This is a genomic window from Pseudomonas sp. LBUM1641 (assembly GCF_059716235.1).
This window is the reverse complement of the sequence record NZ_CP166815.1, coordinates 596192-612363: the sequence shown is the minus strand read 5'-3', so window position 1 is coordinate 612363 and position 16172 is coordinate 596192. Positions and strand designations below refer to the sequence as shown.

The following is a 16172-nucleotide window of genomic DNA, read 5'->3' as shown; positions in this document are numbered from 1 at the left end:
CAACTTCACGGACTAAAGAGCCGAGCTTAAGTGAACCGGCCCACGCCAGTAAAAACCGATAACTTCTTCCTGCTGATCTTCCGGGCACTGCGCCACCGCCGTGTACCGATCGCATTACGCATCGCCAGCCATAACGTGATCCTGGTCGCTCTGGCCCTGGTCATCTACGCCTGCGTGATGGGTTTGCAATTCAAGCAGGCCATGCATGAGCAAGCCGACGCCCTGGGCGAGAGCCTGACCACCCAGACCGCCACCTCGGCGACTGAGTTGTTGGTGTCCAACGACATCCTCAGCCTCAACGTGCTGCTCAACAACCTGACCAAGAACCCGCTGGTGGCCCACGCCGCTATCTATAGCGTGGACAACCGGATCATGGCCGAAGCCGGGCAACGCCCGAAAAACGGCCTGCTGGGTGAAGCCGAAGGCCTGTACCAGAGCAATATCACGTTTCAGGATGTGAAGGCCGGCCAACTGCGCATCAGCCTGGACATGCAACAGTTCCAGCAGCCGATGACCATCAGCCTGCAAAGCATGGGTATCTTGAGTGCGATCCTGCTGGCCCTGTCCCTGGCCTTGAGCCTGCGCCTGGGCCGGCATATCTCCACGCCACTGATGCAACTGCGCATCTGGCTGCGGGATATCGACGAGCACACACCGGCCACCGACCGCCAGGACGAAATCGGCGACCTCGCCCGCCAACTGCACACCAGCTTCGCGCCGGAGCCCGTGGTGCCCGAGGTTGAACCCGAGCCCGAGTTCGACGACACCGAGTACGAAGACGACGAGCCCGAGTTTGAAGTGCGCAACCTGCGCGACCCAAGCTTCGATGAGTCCGCGCCGGTGGCCGGTCTCAAACCGGCGGCCCGTCAGGTGATCAAGGCCGAAGAAGACGAACTGGACGAAGAAGACCCGTTCGCCGATCTTCGCGACAACTCAGCGCCAACGACCACCGTGCCGCAACCGGCACCTGTGCGCAGCACCCAGCCCCAGCACAGCGCCGTATTGGCCGTGCAGCTGGGCGCACAGGACCAACTTCGCCGCTTGCCGCGGGCACGCCTGACGGAGTTGCTGGAGCGCTATCGTGATTGCCTCGACCAGGCGGCCTCGCTGTATCAGAGCGAGCTGCACACGTTGAACGATGGCAGTACGCTGATGCTGTTCCACAGCGAAGACAGCGGCGAAGACTACCTGACCAACGCCATCTGCTGCGGTGAGCTGCTGCGAGCCCTGGGCCATGCGCTGCAGATCGAAGTGGCCGACAGCGGCATCACCTTGCAGCTGCAATTGGGCCTGACGGTGGGTGACGATCTGTATGGCATGAGCCAGATTGATCTGCTGCTGACCGAGATCGCCCAGGACGCCCTGGCCTTGTCGCAACACAGCCGCAACCTGCTGCTGGTGGAGCGCAAGATCAGTGACGACATGCTGATTCGCCAGCGTGCGCGGATCCGCCCGATTGCCAGTCCTGAGGGTGCGTGCTGTGTAGAGCGGCTGATGGAGCCTTACCCGTCGATGCTTGAGCGCCAGTTGGCGCGGATGCATGAGACGCGGGCGAAGAACTAACCTTAGCCATAAAAAAGCCCGCCAATGATCACTCATTGGCGGGCTTTTTATTGGCTCTCTGTAGGAGCGAGCTTGCTCCGGGCGGCGTTCCGACGAAGAGCGTCAAGATTACTCAGGCTCACTGATAAAACGTGTCGCTCTTGTGTTTTTCGCGAGCAAGCTCGCTCCTACAGAGGGCCTTTTCGTTGGTATGTCAGGTCAGAACCTGAACACTTCCATATCCGTACGAATCGGTACGGCCATCGGCATCTTCGGCTTCTCCGGTGCCGCAGCCTTGGGCTGCGCCGGGGCCTGTTTGCGTGGCGCCTCTGCAACCGCCGGCTGATTGGCCAATGGCTTGAGAGCAACGGACAGCTGCTCAGCCAAACGCTGCAGCAACACACCCTGAGCCTGGACCTGGGACGCGGTGCTGCCGGCGTGTTCTTCCTGCAAGTGCACGATGCGGTTATCCCGCACCTGGCCACGGCGGTCGATCAAGCGCCACTGCGCGTCGAGGATCGCGGGCTGCGAAACGCCCGAGTCCAGCCGCGTAATGGTCAGCAGCACCTGTACGTCCGGGGCAAAACCCAACGGCGCCGGCGCCAATACCACACGCTGGCTGTCCAGATGGCCAGCCACCTGGCGCAACATCAACTGATTGATGTCGGACGACAGGCTACCGGCCCAGCGACCATCGGTGGAACCTTGCAGGCTGCCGTCATTCTGACGTTGCAGCAGGGTTTCACGTTGCAGGTAGTCGGCCACCACAACCGGGCCAAGCAATACGGCCATGCCGGCACTTTGTGCAGGCTGAGCCGGACTTCCACTGTCCAGCTGATACAGCGACACAGGTTGATGTGTGCTGCAACCCGCCAGGCCCAAAACGCCAGCGAGCAACAAAAATAAAGGAAGGCGCGGAGCAGTCATCATCCCATCCAGGTGGCTGCCACAAGGCGAACCACAATGTAATACTTAAAAATAACCTATACGCGCTCAGCCACGCCGGCGCTGGAAAGGCCATATCATCCGTGAATATGCGCCATGACTCCAGCGCGAAAGCGTCGATCTACGGGTTAAATCGTAGATCGGGCGCTCTATATCGCGTTAAACCGGCGTTTCCACCAGTAAAGCATCCACTCGCTGGAAGCCGCGCGGCAGTTTATTGCCACGGCGACCTCGCTCTCCCTTGTAGTGTTCGAGGTCGTCAGGGCGCAGTGACAACGTGCGCTTGCCGGCCTGCAACACCAGGGTCGAGCCCTCCGGGATCACGGCGATGTCGGTCACGTACTCTTCGCGACTGGCCACCCGCTCCCCGGGGATACCAATGATCTTGTTGCCTTTGCCTTTGCCCAGCTGCGGCAAATCGCTGATCTTGAACACCAGCAGGCGCCCTTCAGTGGTCACCGATGCAAGCCAATTGCCTTCACGGTCTTCCACCGGACGCGGCAGGATCACTTTGGCGTTGTTCGGCAGGCTCAACAACGCCTTGCCCGCCTTGTTCTTGGCCTGCAGGTCTTCACCCTTGACCACGAAGCCGTAACCCGCATCGGAGGCGATGACGTACAGCGAATCATCGTCCGGCAGCAGCACGCACTCAAAATTCGCACCCGGCGGCGGTGTCAGGCGCCCGGTCAACGGTTCGCCCTGCCCCCGCGCCGATGGCAACGTATGCGCCGGCACCGAATAACTGCGACCGGTGGAGTCGATAAACACCGCAAACTGGTTGGAACGCCCCGCTGCAGCAGTTTTGAAACCGTCACCAGCCTTGTACGACAGGCCGGTGGCGTCAATATCATGCCCCTTGGCCGAGCGAACCCAACCCTTTTCCGACAGAACGACGGTAATTTTCTCGTTAGGCAGCAGCTCGGTTTCAGTCAGGGCCTTGGCTTCAGCGCGCTCGACAATCGGCGAACGGCGGTCGTCGCCATAGGTTTCGGCGTCTTTGATCAGCTCGGTGCGCACCAGCTTCTTCAGCTTGGTTTCGCTACCCAGCAGGGCCTGCAGCTTGGCTTGTTCCTTGAGCAGCGCGTCCTGTTCGTCGCGCAGCTTCATCTCTTCCAGCCGCGCCAACTGACGCAGACGGGTGTCGAGGATGTAGTCAGCCTGGATCTCGCTGAGTTCGAAGCGCGCGATCAGCTCGGCCTTCGGGTGTTCGGCGGTACGGATGATGTGGATCACTTCATCCAGGTTGAGATAGGCAATCAACAAACCGTCCAACAGGTGCAGGCGGCGCTCGACCTTGTCCAGGCGGAATTGCAGGCGGCGACGCACGGTCTGTACCCGGAACTCCAGCCATTCCACCAGCAATGCCCGCAGGTTTTTCAACTGCGGCTTGCCGTCCAGGCCGATGATATTGACGTTGACCCGGTAGCTGGACTCCAGCTCCGTGCTGGCAAACAAGTGCTGCATCAGCACTTCGTGGTCGACCCGGCTGTTGGTCGGGATGATCACGATGCGGCACGGGTTCTCGTGGTCGGACTCGTCACGCAGGTCGGCGACTTGCGGCAGCTTCGACGGCTTGGCCTGCATCAGCGCGGCAATCTGCTCCAGCACCTTGGCGCCGGACACTTGGTGCGGCAGCGCGGTGACGATGATGTCACCATCTTCGATGTGGTACACGGCGCGCATGCGCACCGAGCCTTTGCCGGTCTGGTAGATTTTCAGCAGATCGGCGCGAGGCGTGATGATTTCCGCTTCGGTCGGGTAGTCCGGACCCTGGATATGTTCGCAGAGCTGCTCGACCGTAGCCTTCGGCTCATCCAGCAGGCGCACACAGGCGCTGGCCACTTCCCGCAGGTTGTGGGGCGGTACGTCAGTGGCCATGCCCACGGCGATGCCGGTGGTGCCGTTGAGCAGGATATTCGGCAAACGTGCTGGCAACACCAACGGTTCGTCGAGGGTGCCGTCAAAGTTCGGGCCCCAGTTGGCCGTGCCCTGGCCCAGTTCGCTGAGCAGCACTTCCGAATACCGCGACAAGCGCGCTTCGGTGTAACGCATGGCGGCGAAGGACTTGGGATCATCCGGCGCACCCCAGTTACCCTGGCCGTCCACCAGCGTATAGCGGTAACTGAACGGCTGGGCCATCAGCACCATGGCTTCGTAGCACGCCGAGTCGCCGTGGGGGTGGAACTTACCGAGCACGTCACCGACGGTACGCGCCGACTTCTTGTGCTTGGAGTCCGCGTCCAGGCCCAACTCACTCATCGCATAGATAATGCGCCGCTGTACGGGCTTCAGGCCGTCGCCGATATGCGGCAAGGCACGGTCCATGATCACGTACATGGAGTAGTTGAGGTAGGCACTTTCGGTGAAGTCAGCCAGCGACCGGCGTTCTACGCCGTCTAAGCTGTCTGCAAGGATGTCACTCATGCGGGCCTCATCATTGTTTGGTCTGGCGCAGCAGCAAGGTGCCGCTGCGCTGGGTAAATTCAAGTTGTTTCAAAGCACTCATGCCCAGCAATACCTGTTCGTCGCCCAACCCTGGCACCACCAGGGCGCGCACGTCCTGCAGAACGATATCGCCCAGTTGCAAGCGGCCCAGTTCGGTCCGGAAGCCCTGGGTTCGCCCGTTGGCCGTACTCACACCAACCGGCAGGCCGCGTTTAAGCCCGAGACGGTCAGCCAATTCAGCCGGAACCGCCACGTCGGTGGCCCCGGTGTCGAGCATGAACTGCACCGGCTGGCCGTTGATCTGGCCAGTGGCGACGAAATGCCCTTGGCCGTTGCCCAGCAGTTTGACTTCGATGTAACCCTCGTGTTGCTCCGAGGTCACCACGGCATTGGGATTTTCCTGACGCGCTTCCCACTGCCCAAAAAATCGTGTCGCCAAAAACAATCCCGCGCCCCACGCGACGAACATCAACACACGGCCGGCGCGCTTGCCGGGTGGTTGCGCACTCATGGCTTGGCGCTCCAGCCACCCGCAGGGGCGGCGAAACGATAGACCACCGGCCGCTTTTCGCCATCGGCGCGGGCGCCGAAGTTGTTGTCGATGCCGATCCAGGCACCGTCAGCGTCCACCACCAAGGCTTCGGCCAATCCATAGGCCTGGGCATAACGCCGATTCGGCGTCAGCGCTTCATCGGCAAACGACCAGCACAACTCCACCTGGGCCGTGACCGCATCCCGGCGACACACCTGAAACGCATTGCGCTCCAGGGTAAACAGCTTGCCATTGAACAGCGCCAGGTCGGCAAAGTCCTTGGACACCGCCTTGGCGCCCGGGAACTGCGCCGGCTGCATCTCCTGGCCCGCCTCGCTCAGCAATACACAAGGGCCGTCACAATCCCAGAGGGTTTGCGGGCGCTTGATGGAGATCAGCCCGCGCCGCTCACGCTCTGCCGCGAGCCAGATTTGATTGCCTTCCGGGTTAACCACGATGCCTTCAAACAATGCATTGAAGTGCAGCAGCATGCCACTGGCGCGAGCCTCGCGAACCATGCCCGGGGCGATCTTCAGCCACTCCGTATCACCGTGCTCTGCGGAGAAAGGCACCCTGAGAACCGCCGCGTGAGCCTCACTGACGATGTAACGGTTGCCCGCCGCATCGCAGCTGATGCCTTCAAAATCCAGGTCGCCACCACGAATCAACGCAGCTGCCTTGGTGCGTGAGCGCAGGCCAAAGGGCAAACCCGACTCCGGCACCGGCGGCACGTCAATCCCGTATTTCTCTGCTTTCCAGACATCACCAGCGGTATCGAGCCGGTAGATCTGGTCGTCATCGCGATCGGAGACTGTCCACAATTCGTTACCGCATAAGGCCAGGCCCGACAGGTTACCGCCGCGCATGCCTTCCACTGGGTGTTCCGACAACAGCTTCAGCTCAGCCACAGGCGCCGCGACCACCGAGGTGGCCGCCAACCCGCTCAACAACAGAATCGCCAGGGCGAAACTGCTGCGCATCAGCCAACAACCTCGGCCAAGTGGCCCTTGGACTCCAGCCAGCTCTTGCGATCCGGTGCACGCTTCTTCGCCAGCAACATGTCCATCATTTCAGAGGTGGCGGCGAAATCTTCCAGGGTCAATTGCACCAGGCGCCGGGTGTTCGGGTCCATGGTGGTTTCTCGCAGTTGCGGCGGATTCATCTCACCCAGACCTTTGAATCGGGTGACCTGAGGCTTGCCACGCTTCTTCTCCGCCACCAGGCGGTCGAGAATGCCATCACGCTCGGCTTCGTCCAGGGCGTAAAAAATCTCTTTGCCCAGGTCGATGCGGAACAGCGGCGGCATGGCGACGTAGACGTGACCGGCATCCACCAACGGGCGAAAATGCTGGACGAACAACGCGCAAAGCAAAGTCGCAATGTGCAGGCCGTCGGAGTCGGCGTCGGCGAGGATGCAGATCTTGCCGTAGCGCAGTTGGGCGATATCGGCCGAGCCCGGATCGACACCGATGGCCACGGCGATGTTGTGCACTTCCTGACTGGCCAGCACTTCGCTGCCGTCGACTTCCCAGGTGTTAAGAATCTTGCCGCGCAGGGGCAGGATCGCCTGGAATTCCTTATCCCGCGCTTGCTTGGCGGAACCGCCGGCGGAATCACCTTCCACCAGGAACAGCTCGGAACGCATCGGGTCTTGCCCGGCGCAGTCCGCCAGCTTGCCCGGCAGTGCCGGGCCCTGGGTAATGCGCTTGCGCTCGACTTTCTTGCTGGCCTTCAGGCGGCGGCCGGCGTTGTTGATTGCCAGCTCTGCCAGGGCCAGGCCCAGTTCAGGGTGTTCGTTGAGCCACAGGCTGAAGGCATCCTTCACAACGCCCGAGACGAACGCTGCAGCCTCACGGGACGACAGGCGTTCCTTGGTCTGGCCGGAGAATTGCGGCTCCTGCATTTTCATCGACAGGACGAACGCGATCCGCTCCCAGACGTCTTCCGGCGCCAGCTTCACACCCCGTGGCAACAGGCTGCGGTATTCGCAGAATTCGCGCATGGCATCCAGCAAGCCCTGACGCAAACCGTTGACGTGGGTACCGCCCTGGGCGGTCGGGATCAAGTTGACGTAGCTTTCCTGAACGCTGTCGCCACCTTCCGGCAGCCACAGTAAGGCCCAATCCACGGCTTCTTTATTACCCGCCAGGCTGCCGCAGAACGGCTCGTTGGGCAGGCGTTCGAATTCGCTGACGGAGTCTTCCAGGTAGGAACGCAAGCCGTCTTCGTAATGCCACTCGACCTTTTCGCCGGTGCCTTTGTCTTCAAAACTGACCAGCAGGCCCGGGCACAGCACGGCCTTGGCCTTGAGCACGTGCTTGAGGCGGCTGATGGAGAATTTGGGCGAATCGAAGTATTTCGGGTCCGGCGCGAAGTACACGCTGGTGCCGGTGTTGCGTTTGCCGACAGTGCCGATCACTTCCAGGTCGGTGGCCTTGTAGCCATCGGCGAAGGTCATCTGGTACTCGTTGCCGTCGCGCTTGACCTTGACCCGCACGTGGTTCGACAAGGCGTTGACCACGGAGATACCCACACCGTGCAAGCCACCGGAGAACTGGTAGTTCTTGTTGGAGAACTTGCCGCCGGCGTGCAGCTTGGTGAGGATCAGCTCGACGCCCGACACACCCTCTTCCGGGTGAATGTCCACCGGCATGCCGCGACCGTCGTCGGACACTTCCAGGGAATGGTCGGCGTGAAGGATGACTTGTACCGACTTGGCGTGCCCGGCCAAGGCTTCGTCGACGCTGTTGTCGATGACTTCCTGGGCAAGGTGGTTCGGCCGACTGGTGTCGGTGTACATGCCGGGGCGTTTGCGCACCGGGTCGAGGCCCGAGAGGACTTCGATGGCGTCGGCGTTATAAGAGCTAGCGCTGGGAGTGGCCATGGGGTCTCGTCGTGAGTCGTTCGATTAAAAAGTAACCTGCGGTTTCACAATGCGGTGAAATCGAAGGATTGGTACTGATCTGCGCCAATGCCGGCAAAACTCAACAGCGCCGGTAACTGCTGGGCAAAGCCCTGGTAACCGTGGTCGCCACCGGCCTGGATGCGCAAGGCACAGGCTCGGTAATACTGCTGGGCGAGCCGATAATCCAGTGTTTCATCGCCGGTCTGCAACCACACCTGATAACGCTGGGCGTCCTGGGGTGCCGGCACTTCCAGCTCGGCCAGGGCCGCAACGTGGTCGTGGGTCAATTCCCAGGTTTCATCGGTGTAGAGGTTCTTCTGGGTGCCCAGGTATCCGTCGAACATCCGATGAGGGCTGACTGCCGGGTTGACCAGCAAGGCATTGAGGCCATGGCGTTCGGCAAGATGGGTTGCATAGTAGCCGCCGAGGGAGCTGCCTACCAGCAGTGGCCTTCCGAGGTCACGGATAGCCGCCTCCAACTGGTGGATCGCCTGGCGGGGGTGGTGATGCAGGGCCGGCACGCGCAACTGGTCGGCTAGACCGAGGCTGTCCATCACGGTGATCAACTGGCTGGCCTTGTTGGAGGCGGGAGCGCTGTTGAAGCCGTGGATATACAAGATCGATGCGGACATTCCGGGTCCTCTGTGGGTCAGCTCAAAGAGGGGCCAGTTTACAGGGAACTTGGGGGCTAGGCTCTAGCGGGGTTTCTGGGGGCATATCCGTTATTTGGGTGATGGCTTCGATTGGTTCCGCCCTTACGGCGGGTCACTTTTGAAAAGAGCCCAAAAGTAACCAAAAGGCTCTTGCCCCACCACTCGGCACCTCGCCTAGGCTCGGTGTGCCCTCCTCCGGCTTTGGAGCGTGGGCCGCCGCGATGGGCCATCCTTGGCCCAGCGCGGCTAACCCGGCGTCCTGCCGGTTTACCCGCTCCGTACTGCCTACGTTCGGCCAGCGTGGTTTAACGGGGCGCCTAAGATCAAGATCAAAAGCAGATCAAGGGCACAGCGGCCTACAGGCCGGCTTGAGTGTGGTGAAGCAACAGCAAAAGCTAAAGCGGGCACGGTCCAAATGTGGGAGCGGGCTTGCTCGCGAAGGTCGTTAACGATGACGCGGGCATTCTGAATGAACGCGGCGGTCTCAGGTTTTTCGCGAGCAAGCTCGCTCCTACAGAAAAGCAGCTCTGCTTTCGCTCTGGATCTTGCCTCTGCTTTTAACACTCAAGCCGGCCTGTAGGCCGCTGTGCTTTTGCTTTTGATTTTGATCTGACTGCCCCATTCAGCCCGAGGCCGAACGCAGGTATTGCGGAGCGGGTAAACCGGCAGGACGCCGGTTTACCCGCGCCGGGCCATGGATGGCCCGTCGCGGCGGCCCGCGGAGTAATGCCGGAGTGAGGGAACACCGAGCCTAGGCGAGGTGCCGACAGGCGGGGCAGAGCGTTTTGGTTACTTTTGCGCTTTTCAAAAGTGACCCGCTGTAAGAGCGGAACCCTAGGCGGCCGTTACCCAAATAACGGATATACCCCCAAAGCCGTCAGTACCCGCTGCTACCGTAATCCACCTGAAACACAAACCCCTCAACCCGCTCCACACCCGTTTCCAACCGCCCGTCGGCATGCAAACGCAGCCAGCGATACCCAGGCGCCTGCTCACTCACCTTGAAATCCTCACTCCCGGGAGCGAACTGAATACAGGTAGAAGGCGAAGCCAACAAACGCACCCCATTACGCTCCCGGTCAATTTCCTGATGCACATGCCCCCAAAGCACCGCCCGCACCTGAGGAAACCGATCCAGTACCGCAAACAGCGCCTCAGGATTACGCAAACCAATAGGCTCCATCCAAGCGCACCCAATCGACACCGGATGATGGTGAAAACACACCAGATGATGCCGAGTCGGCGCCTCACTCAACGATTGCGCCAACAGTTGCAGTTGCTGGTCCTGCAAATACCCCGGCACCGAGCCCGGCACCGCCGAGTCCAGCAGGGTGATCCGCCAGTTGCCAACATCCACCACCGGCTCCAGCAAGGCACTGTTGATCGCCGCTTGCAGCATCACCTGCGGCTCATCGTGATTCCCCGGAATCCAGCGCGCCGGCGCCTGAATCTGCCCCGTCATGTCACGAAAAGCCTGATACGACTCCAGCGTACCGTCCTGGGACAAATCCCCGGTGGCCAACACCAGATCAATCTGCGGCTGCTGCGCCAGCACCAACTCGATAACCCGTTGCAGGCTCTCGCGGGTTTTCATGCCCAGCAGCCCGCCGTCCGCCTCGGCAAACAGGTGGCTATCGGACAACTGCACCAGCAACGCCGGAGCGTCAGGGTTCAAGGCGGATACGCTCGGCAAGGCGTTCTCCCAGGGCGTGATCACAGGAATGGACATTTGAGGCGATTATGCTGGGGCAGGACACAAAGAGGAAACCCGTGAAGCGGACACAGTTCACATCTATCGAACGACTTCGAATTCGTGGCCCAGGGCCAGGCAGTGGCTCAACCATTCGCCGAGGAACACATTGAGCTGTGCTTTCTCATCGGGCTGGTGCATGAACACATTGGGGTAAGGATAGATGCTGCGAAAGCGTCGTGCATGTTCGGCGCTGATCACTTCGGCCATACGTGCGTCGTGGTACACCTGCACTTCCAACTGCGGCACCGGCAGCCACGGCAGGCTGTGCTCTTGGCGCACCCGCAGGGTGGTGGTGTATGGGCAATTCACGATCACTTCCAGGGTCAGCACGCCGAGCATCTGGTCGCCGTGGGTCACGGCGATGCGCCGCGCCTCGGGGGTGTGGCGCATGTCCGGCAGCAGCCGCATGAGCCGTGCATAGTTGGCCTCGCAGGCTGCTTGCAGCCCGATCAGGTCAACCCGATATCGCTCCCGTGCCTTTACTGCCATAACCCCCTCACTTCCGCGCGATTAAGCGCAAGCCATTGCAGGGCAATAATGCTCGCTGCGTTGGAAATTTTACCGTCACGTACCGCCTGCAGGGCGTCTTCAAAGGCCCAGACGGTGACGCGGATATCTTCGGCTTCCTCTTCCAGTCCATGGACGCCACCGGCCCCGGCGCTTTCACAACGGCCCAGGAACAAGTGGACAAATTCGGTGCTGCCACCCGGCGACGGAAAGTACTTCGTGATCGGCCAGAGTGCAGAGAATGTAAGGCCAGCTTCCTCTTCGGCTTCGCGGTGTGCAACCTCCTCCGGTTGCTCATCTTTATCGATCAGGCCGGCGACCATTTCGATCAGCCACGGGTTGTCGGTACGGCCCATGGCGCCTACGCGAAACTGTTCGATCAGCACCACTTCGTCGCGCTGTGGGTCGTAGGGCAGCACACACACGGCATCATGACGAACAAAGACTTCGCGATTGAGCTCACGGCTCATGCCACCATCAAACTTCTCGTGCCGCAGCTTCAGCCGATCCAGTTTGTAGAAGCCCTTGTAGGCATTGTCGCGCTGAACAATCTCAACCTTGCTCGGCGTCGATTTCGCTGTGTCCGTCATATCAACCCTCGTTTTTTGCCTTGCGGTATCGAGGCGGCCTCGACATCGCGCCATCCTAACGCGCCCGTGCCCCTTGATGCAGCCCCTTTCCGGTTGCCGGGATAGACGGCGGGCGTCAAACTCACTCTAATCAGCTTAGTGGCGAACTGACTGCCTTGTCGGTAGTCGAAGCTCCACATTTTCACCTTTCCTCGATTTATGAAGGACACACATGTCGCTTTTAAAAATCGCCTCCATGGCCTGTATCGCCTTGACCCTGGGTGCTTGCCAGAGCCTGTTCCAACCGAGCTATCTCAAGCCGCTGGACACCACCGCCGACGCCTCCGAGCAGATCAAACCCGGCTGCAGCAGCCCGGATTGCCCGCTGGTAAACATCGACACCGTGCACTTCCCGTCCGAGCCACAGCTGGACCAGATCATCGAACAGCGCCTGCTGCAGATGGCTCGCACCTCACCGAGCCAGAGCATGCCCGCTACCCTGAATGCCTACCGCGACAAGTTTTTGCGTGAGTCGCCTGACCGCAACAGCATGTACTTGCAGGCCAAGGTACGTGAGCAGCATGACGGACTGGTGATCATCGAAGTGTCCAGCTACCTGGACACCGGCACCGCCCACGGCGAGCCGGGCCGCGGTTTCATCAACTATTCACGCCTGCTGCACAAAGAGCTGAGCCTGACCGACATGATGTTGCCGGGTCAGGAAGATGCGTTCTGGAAGACCGCAAAAGTCGCCCACAACAACTGGCTGATCAACTCGCAGATGGACCGCGACCCGGAGTTCGTGAAGAGCTGGCCGTTCCAGAAAACCCCGAATGTGGCGTTGACCAGCAATGGCGTGGTGCTCAAGTACAACGTGACCACCATCGCCCCGTACGCATTGGGGCTGATCGAAATGACCATCCCCTATGCGCGCCTGACCGGCGTGATCAAGCCTGAGCTGGTGCCCGCACGTCACTGAAGACCCGGCCCAGGATGAAGTGCAACAGCCCTGCCAGCACCAGCGCCGGCAGGGTCGCGCCGACATCCGGGTACAGATTCGCCAGCAAGTGATAAGTACTGACGCCACCGAGCCAGGCCAACAGCGCCGGCCAGCGCAGGTTGGCAGCGACGCCAAGGCCACGGCGGCGCAGGATAAAGTGATCCACCAGCACCACGCCGAACAGCGGCGCGAACACCGAGCCGATCAGCAGCAGGAAGTTCTGGTACTGCGCCAACGGTGCAAAGCAGGCGATCAGCGTGCAGATAGCGCCAATGGCCAGCGCCAGGTGCTCGACTTTCAAACGCAACAGAATCCCGCTGGACACCGCCGCCGAGTGAATATCGGCGAAGGCGTTTTCTGATTCATCCAGCAGAATCAGCAGCAGCGGAATCCCCAGGCCAGCCCCGGCCAATGCCAGCAGTAACGCATTCACTTCACCGCTCGGCGCAAACGCCAAGGTGTAGGCCACGCCCAGGCTCATCAGCCAGAAGTTACCGATAAAGAAACCCAGCGCCGTGCCGCCGAACACGTTTTTCGCGCGTTTGCCGAAGCGTGAGTAGTCGGCTATCAACGGCAGCCAGGACAACGGCATGGCGATGGCGATATCGAAGCCAACGGCGAATGGCATCGAACCGTCACCGGCCTGGGCCCAGAGTGCGGCCAGGTCGGCTTTGGCGAACAGGTTCCAGGTCAGCCAAAGGCAGGCGGCCAGCAGCAGCCAGATGCCCCACTTGCGCAGGATCTGCCGTACGAAGGTCAACGGACCGCTGACGGCGAGCAAGGTCGCGAGGGCGCCGAATACCAGGGTCCAGAGCAGCGGATTGGCCAGCAGGCTGCCTTCACTGAACGCACGGGTGCCCAGCAGGCTGGCGGCGTCGCGCATCACGATGATTTCGAACGAGCCCCAGCCGATCAGCTGCAGCAGGTTCAGCAGCGCCGGCAGGCTTGCGCCTTGGGTGCCGAGGCTGAGTTTGAGGGCGGCCATGGAGGACAACCCGGTGTCGCTGCCGATCACGCCGACGGCAGCCAGCAGCAGTACGCCGACCAGAGTGCCGAGGAAGATCGCCAGCAACGAGCTGGAGAGGCCCAGGCCCGGCGCCAACAGCGCGCCGGTTTGCAGGACCATCAGGCCGATGCCCAAGGAGAACCACAGGGAAAAGAGATCGCGGGCGCCGAAGACGCGTTTGTCTAAGGGGACTGCGATGTCGGGAGAGTAGGTACTCGCTTGAATGCTCAAGGGTGTTATCTCAGAGGAGTATTTGTTGTTTGAGAGATTGCTTTCGCGAGCAAGCCCGCTCCCACATTTGAATGTGTTAACAAATCAAAATGTGGGAGCGGGCTTGCTCGCGAAGAGGCCCTTACAGGCGCCCGCGATCCCGGATCAGACCTTTTTGTACAGCTGGCTACCTTCCTGCTTGAACCGCTCCGCCTGCTCCGCCAGTCCCTTGGCAACGTCCACATCTACTGCTTCGATACGCTGGTTAGCGGCATACTCACGAACCTCATGAGTGACTTTCATCGAGCAGAATTTCGGCCCGCACATAGAACAGAAGTGCGCGACCTTGGCTGACTCCTTGGGCAATGTTTCGTCGTGATAAGCCCGTGCCGTATCTGGATCGAGCCCCAGGTTGAACTGGTCCTCCCAACGGAATTCAAAACGCGCCTTGCTCAACGCATTGTCACGAATCTGCGCCCCAGGATGCCCCTTGGCCAAGTCCGCCGCATGGGCTGCGATCTTGTAGGTGATGATCCCGGTCTTTACGTCATCCTTGTTCGGCAGGCCCAAGTGTTCCTTCGGCGTGACGTAGCAGAGCATCGCGCAACCGAACCAGCCGATCATCGCCGCACCGATGCCCGAGGTGATGTGGTCATAGCCCGGTGCGATGTCGGTGGTCAGCGGGCCGAGGGTGTAGAACGGCGCCTCGTCACAGCATTCCAGCTGCTTGTCCATGTTCTCCTTGATCAACTGCATCGGCACGTGGCCCGGGCCTTCGATCATGGTTTGCACGTCGTGCTTCCAGGCGATCTTGGTCAGTTCGCCGAGGGTTTCCAGCTCGCCGAATTGCGCGGCGTCGTTGGCGTCGGCAATCGAACCCGGGCGCAGGCCGTCTCCCAGGGAGAAGCTGACGTCGTAGGCCTTCATGATTTCGCAGATTTCTTCGAAATGGGTGTAGGCGAAGTTTTCCTTATGGTGCGCCAGGCACCACTTGGCCATGATCGCACCGCCGCGACTGACGATCCCCGTGACACGATTGGCGGTCAGGGGCACATAACGCAGCAACACGCCGGCGTGGATCGTGAAGTAGTCGACGCCCTGCTCGGCCTGTTCGATCAGGGTGTCGCGGAACAGCTCCCAGGTCAGGTCTTCGGCAACCCCGTCAACTTTTTCCAGGGCCTGGTAGATCGGTACGGTGCCAATCGGCACCGGCGAGTTGCGGATGATCCACTCTCGGGTTTCGTGGATGTGCTTGCCGGTGGAAAGATCCATGATGTTGTCCGACCCCCAGCGAATCCCCCAGGTCATCTTCGCCACTTCTTCTTCGATGGACGAGCCCAAGGCGCTGTTGCCGATGTTGCCGTTGATTTTCACCAGGAAGTTGCGACCGATGATCATCGGTTCCAGTTCGGTGTGATTGATGTTGGCCGGAATGATCGCGCGGCCACGGGCGATTTCTTCGCGCACGAACTCAGGGGTAATGATCTTCGGGATACTCGCGCCAAAGCTGTGCCCCGGGTGTTGCTGCTTGAGCAACCCGGCCGAGCGCGCCTCTTCCAGCTTCATGTTTTCACGGATGGCGACGTATTCCATTTCCGGAGTGATGATGCCTTTGCGCGCATAGTGCATCTGGCTGACATTTGCCCCGGCCTTGGCGCGACGCGGGTTTTGCAGGTGGGCAAAGCGCAGGTAGGCCAGGTCCGGGTTATCGAGGCGCTCCTGGCCGTAGCTTGAGCTCAAGCAAGCCAGTCGCTCGGTATCACCCCGGGCCTCAATCCACGGCGAACGGACATCCGCCAACCCTTTGCGCACGTCAATGATGACGCTGGGATCGGTGTAGGGGCCAGAGGTGTCGTACACCACGACAGGCGCGTTGATTTCACCGCCGAATTCGGTAGGCGTGACATCGAGACTGATCTCACGCATCGGAACGCGGATATCCGGACGCGAGCCCTGAACGTAGATTTTTTGCGAGCGGGTAAACGGCTGCACGGAACCGGAGTCGACCTTGGCCGATTCACTCAGGTGCACGGTGTTTTTTGATTTTTGGCTTTTTAATTCGATGCTCATCACGGGCTCTCCAACTATCCGGGCGGTGGATTTTT

13 protein-coding genes are annotated in these 16172 nt (G+C 60.7%); 2 read left to right on the top strand and 11 right to left on the bottom strand.

Translation table 11 applies throughout. From position 1 onward, the window contains the following. Positions 1-30: 30 nt before the first annotated feature. Complete coding sequence (locus ACA046_RS02725) at positions 31-1563, top strand: AhpA/YtjB family protein (RefSeq protein ID WP_076018071.1); 1533 nt, start codon at positions 31-33, stop codon at positions 1561-1563. Between the two features lie 198 nt (positions 1564-1761). Here ACA046_RS02725 and ACA046_RS02720 read toward each other — a convergent pair whose 3' ends face one another. From ACA046_RS02720 to ACA046_RS02680, 9 genes are all read right to left on the bottom strand, one after another. Next, positions 1762-2469 carry a PqiC family protein gene (locus ACA046_RS02720; RefSeq protein ID WP_026078082.1) on the bottom strand — a complete coding sequence of 236 codons (708 nt, stop codon included), beginning with the start codon at positions 2467-2469 and terminating at the stop codon, positions 1762-1764. A 177-nt stretch (positions 2470-2646) separates the two neighbouring features. Next, the gene (parC, locus tag ACA046_RS02715; RefSeq protein WP_497675870.1) at positions 2647-4911 is read right to left on the bottom strand and encodes a DNA topoisomerase IV subunit A; all 2265 of its coding nucleotides are present in this window, start codon (positions 4909-4911) and stop codon (positions 2647-2649) included. A gap of 10 nt (positions 4912-4921) precedes the next feature. Next, positions 4922-5443 carry a retropepsin-like aspartic protease family protein gene (locus ACA046_RS02710; RefSeq protein ID WP_497675869.1) on the bottom strand — a complete coding sequence of 174 codons (522 nt, stop codon included), beginning with the start codon at positions 5441-5443 and terminating at the stop codon, positions 4922-4924. Then, a complete protein-coding gene (locus ACA046_RS02705) occupies positions 5440-6444 on the bottom strand; it encodes an esterase-like activity of phytase family protein (RefSeq protein WP_076018075.1) in 1005 nt (334 codons plus the stop codon). Before ACA046_RS02705 ends, ACA046_RS02710 begins: the two co-directional genes overlap by 4 nt. Then, positions 6444-8348 carry a DNA topoisomerase IV subunit B gene (gene parE, locus ACA046_RS02700; protein WP_076018076.1) on the bottom strand — a complete coding sequence of 635 codons (1905 nt, stop codon included), beginning with the start codon at positions 8346-8348 and terminating at the stop codon, positions 6444-6446. Before parE ends, ACA046_RS02705 begins: the two co-directional genes overlap by 1 nt. Before the next feature lie 44 nt (positions 8349-8392). Next, positions 8393-9001 carry a YqiA/YcfP family alpha/beta fold hydrolase gene (locus tag ACA046_RS02695; protein ID WP_459025683.1) on the bottom strand — a complete coding sequence of 203 codons (609 nt, stop codon included), beginning with the start codon at positions 8999-9001 and terminating at the stop codon, positions 8393-8395. Between the two features lie 898 nt (positions 9002-9899). Then, the gene (cpdA, locus tag ACA046_RS02690; protein WP_497677038.1) at positions 9900-10715 is read right to left on the bottom strand and encodes a 3',5'-cyclic-AMP phosphodiesterase; all 816 of its coding nucleotides are present in this window, start codon (positions 10713-10715) and stop codon (positions 9900-9902) included. 99 nt (positions 10716-10814) lie between these two features. Then, entirely contained in the window at positions 10815-11264 is a 450-nt protein-coding gene (locus ACA046_RS02685; protein ID WP_003209507.1) for a DUF1249 domain-containing protein, read from the bottom strand. Then, positions 11255-11872, bottom strand: coding sequence for an NUDIX domain-containing protein (locus ACA046_RS02680; protein WP_003209505.1), 618 nt, complete (start codon positions 11870-11872; stop codon positions 11255-11257). Before ACA046_RS02680 ends, ACA046_RS02685 begins: the two co-directional genes overlap by 10 nt. A 211-nt stretch (positions 11873-12083) precedes the next feature. Here ACA046_RS02680 and ACA046_RS02675 point away from each other — a divergent pair, with 211 nt between their 5' ends. Continuing rightward, positions 12084-12830 carry an RsiV family protein gene (locus ACA046_RS02675; RefSeq protein WP_497675868.1) on the top strand — a complete coding sequence of 249 codons (747 nt, stop codon included), beginning with the start codon at positions 12084-12086 and terminating at the stop codon, positions 12828-12830. On the opposite strand, the gene cytX is transcribed toward ACA046_RS02675, so the two are convergent. Then, positions 12799-14088, bottom strand: a complete 1290-nt coding sequence (gene cytX / locus ACA046_RS02670) for a putative hydroxymethylpyrimidine transporter CytX (RefSeq protein ID WP_497675867.1) — start codon at positions 14086-14088, stop codon at positions 12799-12801. The genes ACA046_RS02675 and cytX overlap by 32 nt on opposite strands. Before the next feature lie 144 nt (positions 14089-14232). Next, positions 14233-16137, bottom strand: coding sequence for a phosphomethylpyrimidine synthase ThiC (gene thiC, locus ACA046_RS02665; RefSeq protein WP_459025678.1), 1905 nt, complete (start codon positions 16135-16137; stop codon positions 14233-14235). Positions 16138-16172: the final 35 nt, after the last annotated feature.

Excerpts from the sequence above, each read along its gene's own strand:
- ACA046_RS02720 (WP_026078082.1), bottom strand. The coding sequence starts at position 2,469 with ATGACTGCTCCGCGCCTTCCTTTATTTTTGTTGCTCGCTGGCGTTTTG.
- ACA046_RS02675 (WP_497675868.1), top strand. The coding sequence starts at position 12,084 with ATGTCGCTTTTAAAAATCGCCTCCATGGCCTGTATCGCCTTGACCCTG.
- parE (WP_076018076.1), bottom strand. The coding sequence starts at position 8,348 with ATGGCCACTCCCAGCGCTAGCTCTTATAACGCCGACGCCATCGAAGTC.
- ACA046_RS02695 (WP_459025683.1), bottom strand. The coding sequence starts at position 9,001 with ATGTCCGCATCGATCTTGTATATCCACGGCTTCAACAGCGCTCCCGCC.
- parC (WP_497675870.1), bottom strand. The coding sequence starts at position 4,911 with ATGAGTGACATCCTTGCAGACAGCTTAGACGGCGTAGAACGCCGGTCG.
- thiC (WP_459025678.1), bottom strand. The coding sequence starts at position 16,137 with ATGAGCATCGAATTAAAAAGCCAAAAATCAAAAAACACCGTGCACCTG.
- ACA046_RS02710 (WP_497675869.1), bottom strand. The coding sequence starts at position 5,443 with ATGAGTGCGCAACCACCCGGCAAGCGCGCCGGCCGTGTGTTGATGTTC.
- ACA046_RS02705 (WP_076018075.1), bottom strand. The coding sequence starts at position 6,444 with ATGCGCAGCAGTTTCGCCCTGGCGATTCTGTTGTTGAGCGGGTTGGCG.
- ACA046_RS02680 (WP_003209505.1), bottom strand. The coding sequence starts at position 11,872 with ATGACGGACACAGCGAAATCGACGCCGAGCAAGGTTGAGATTGTTCAG.
- ACA046_RS02685 (WP_003209507.1), bottom strand. The coding sequence starts at position 11,264 with ATGGCAGTAAAGGCACGGGAGCGATATCGGGTTGACCTGATCGGGCTG.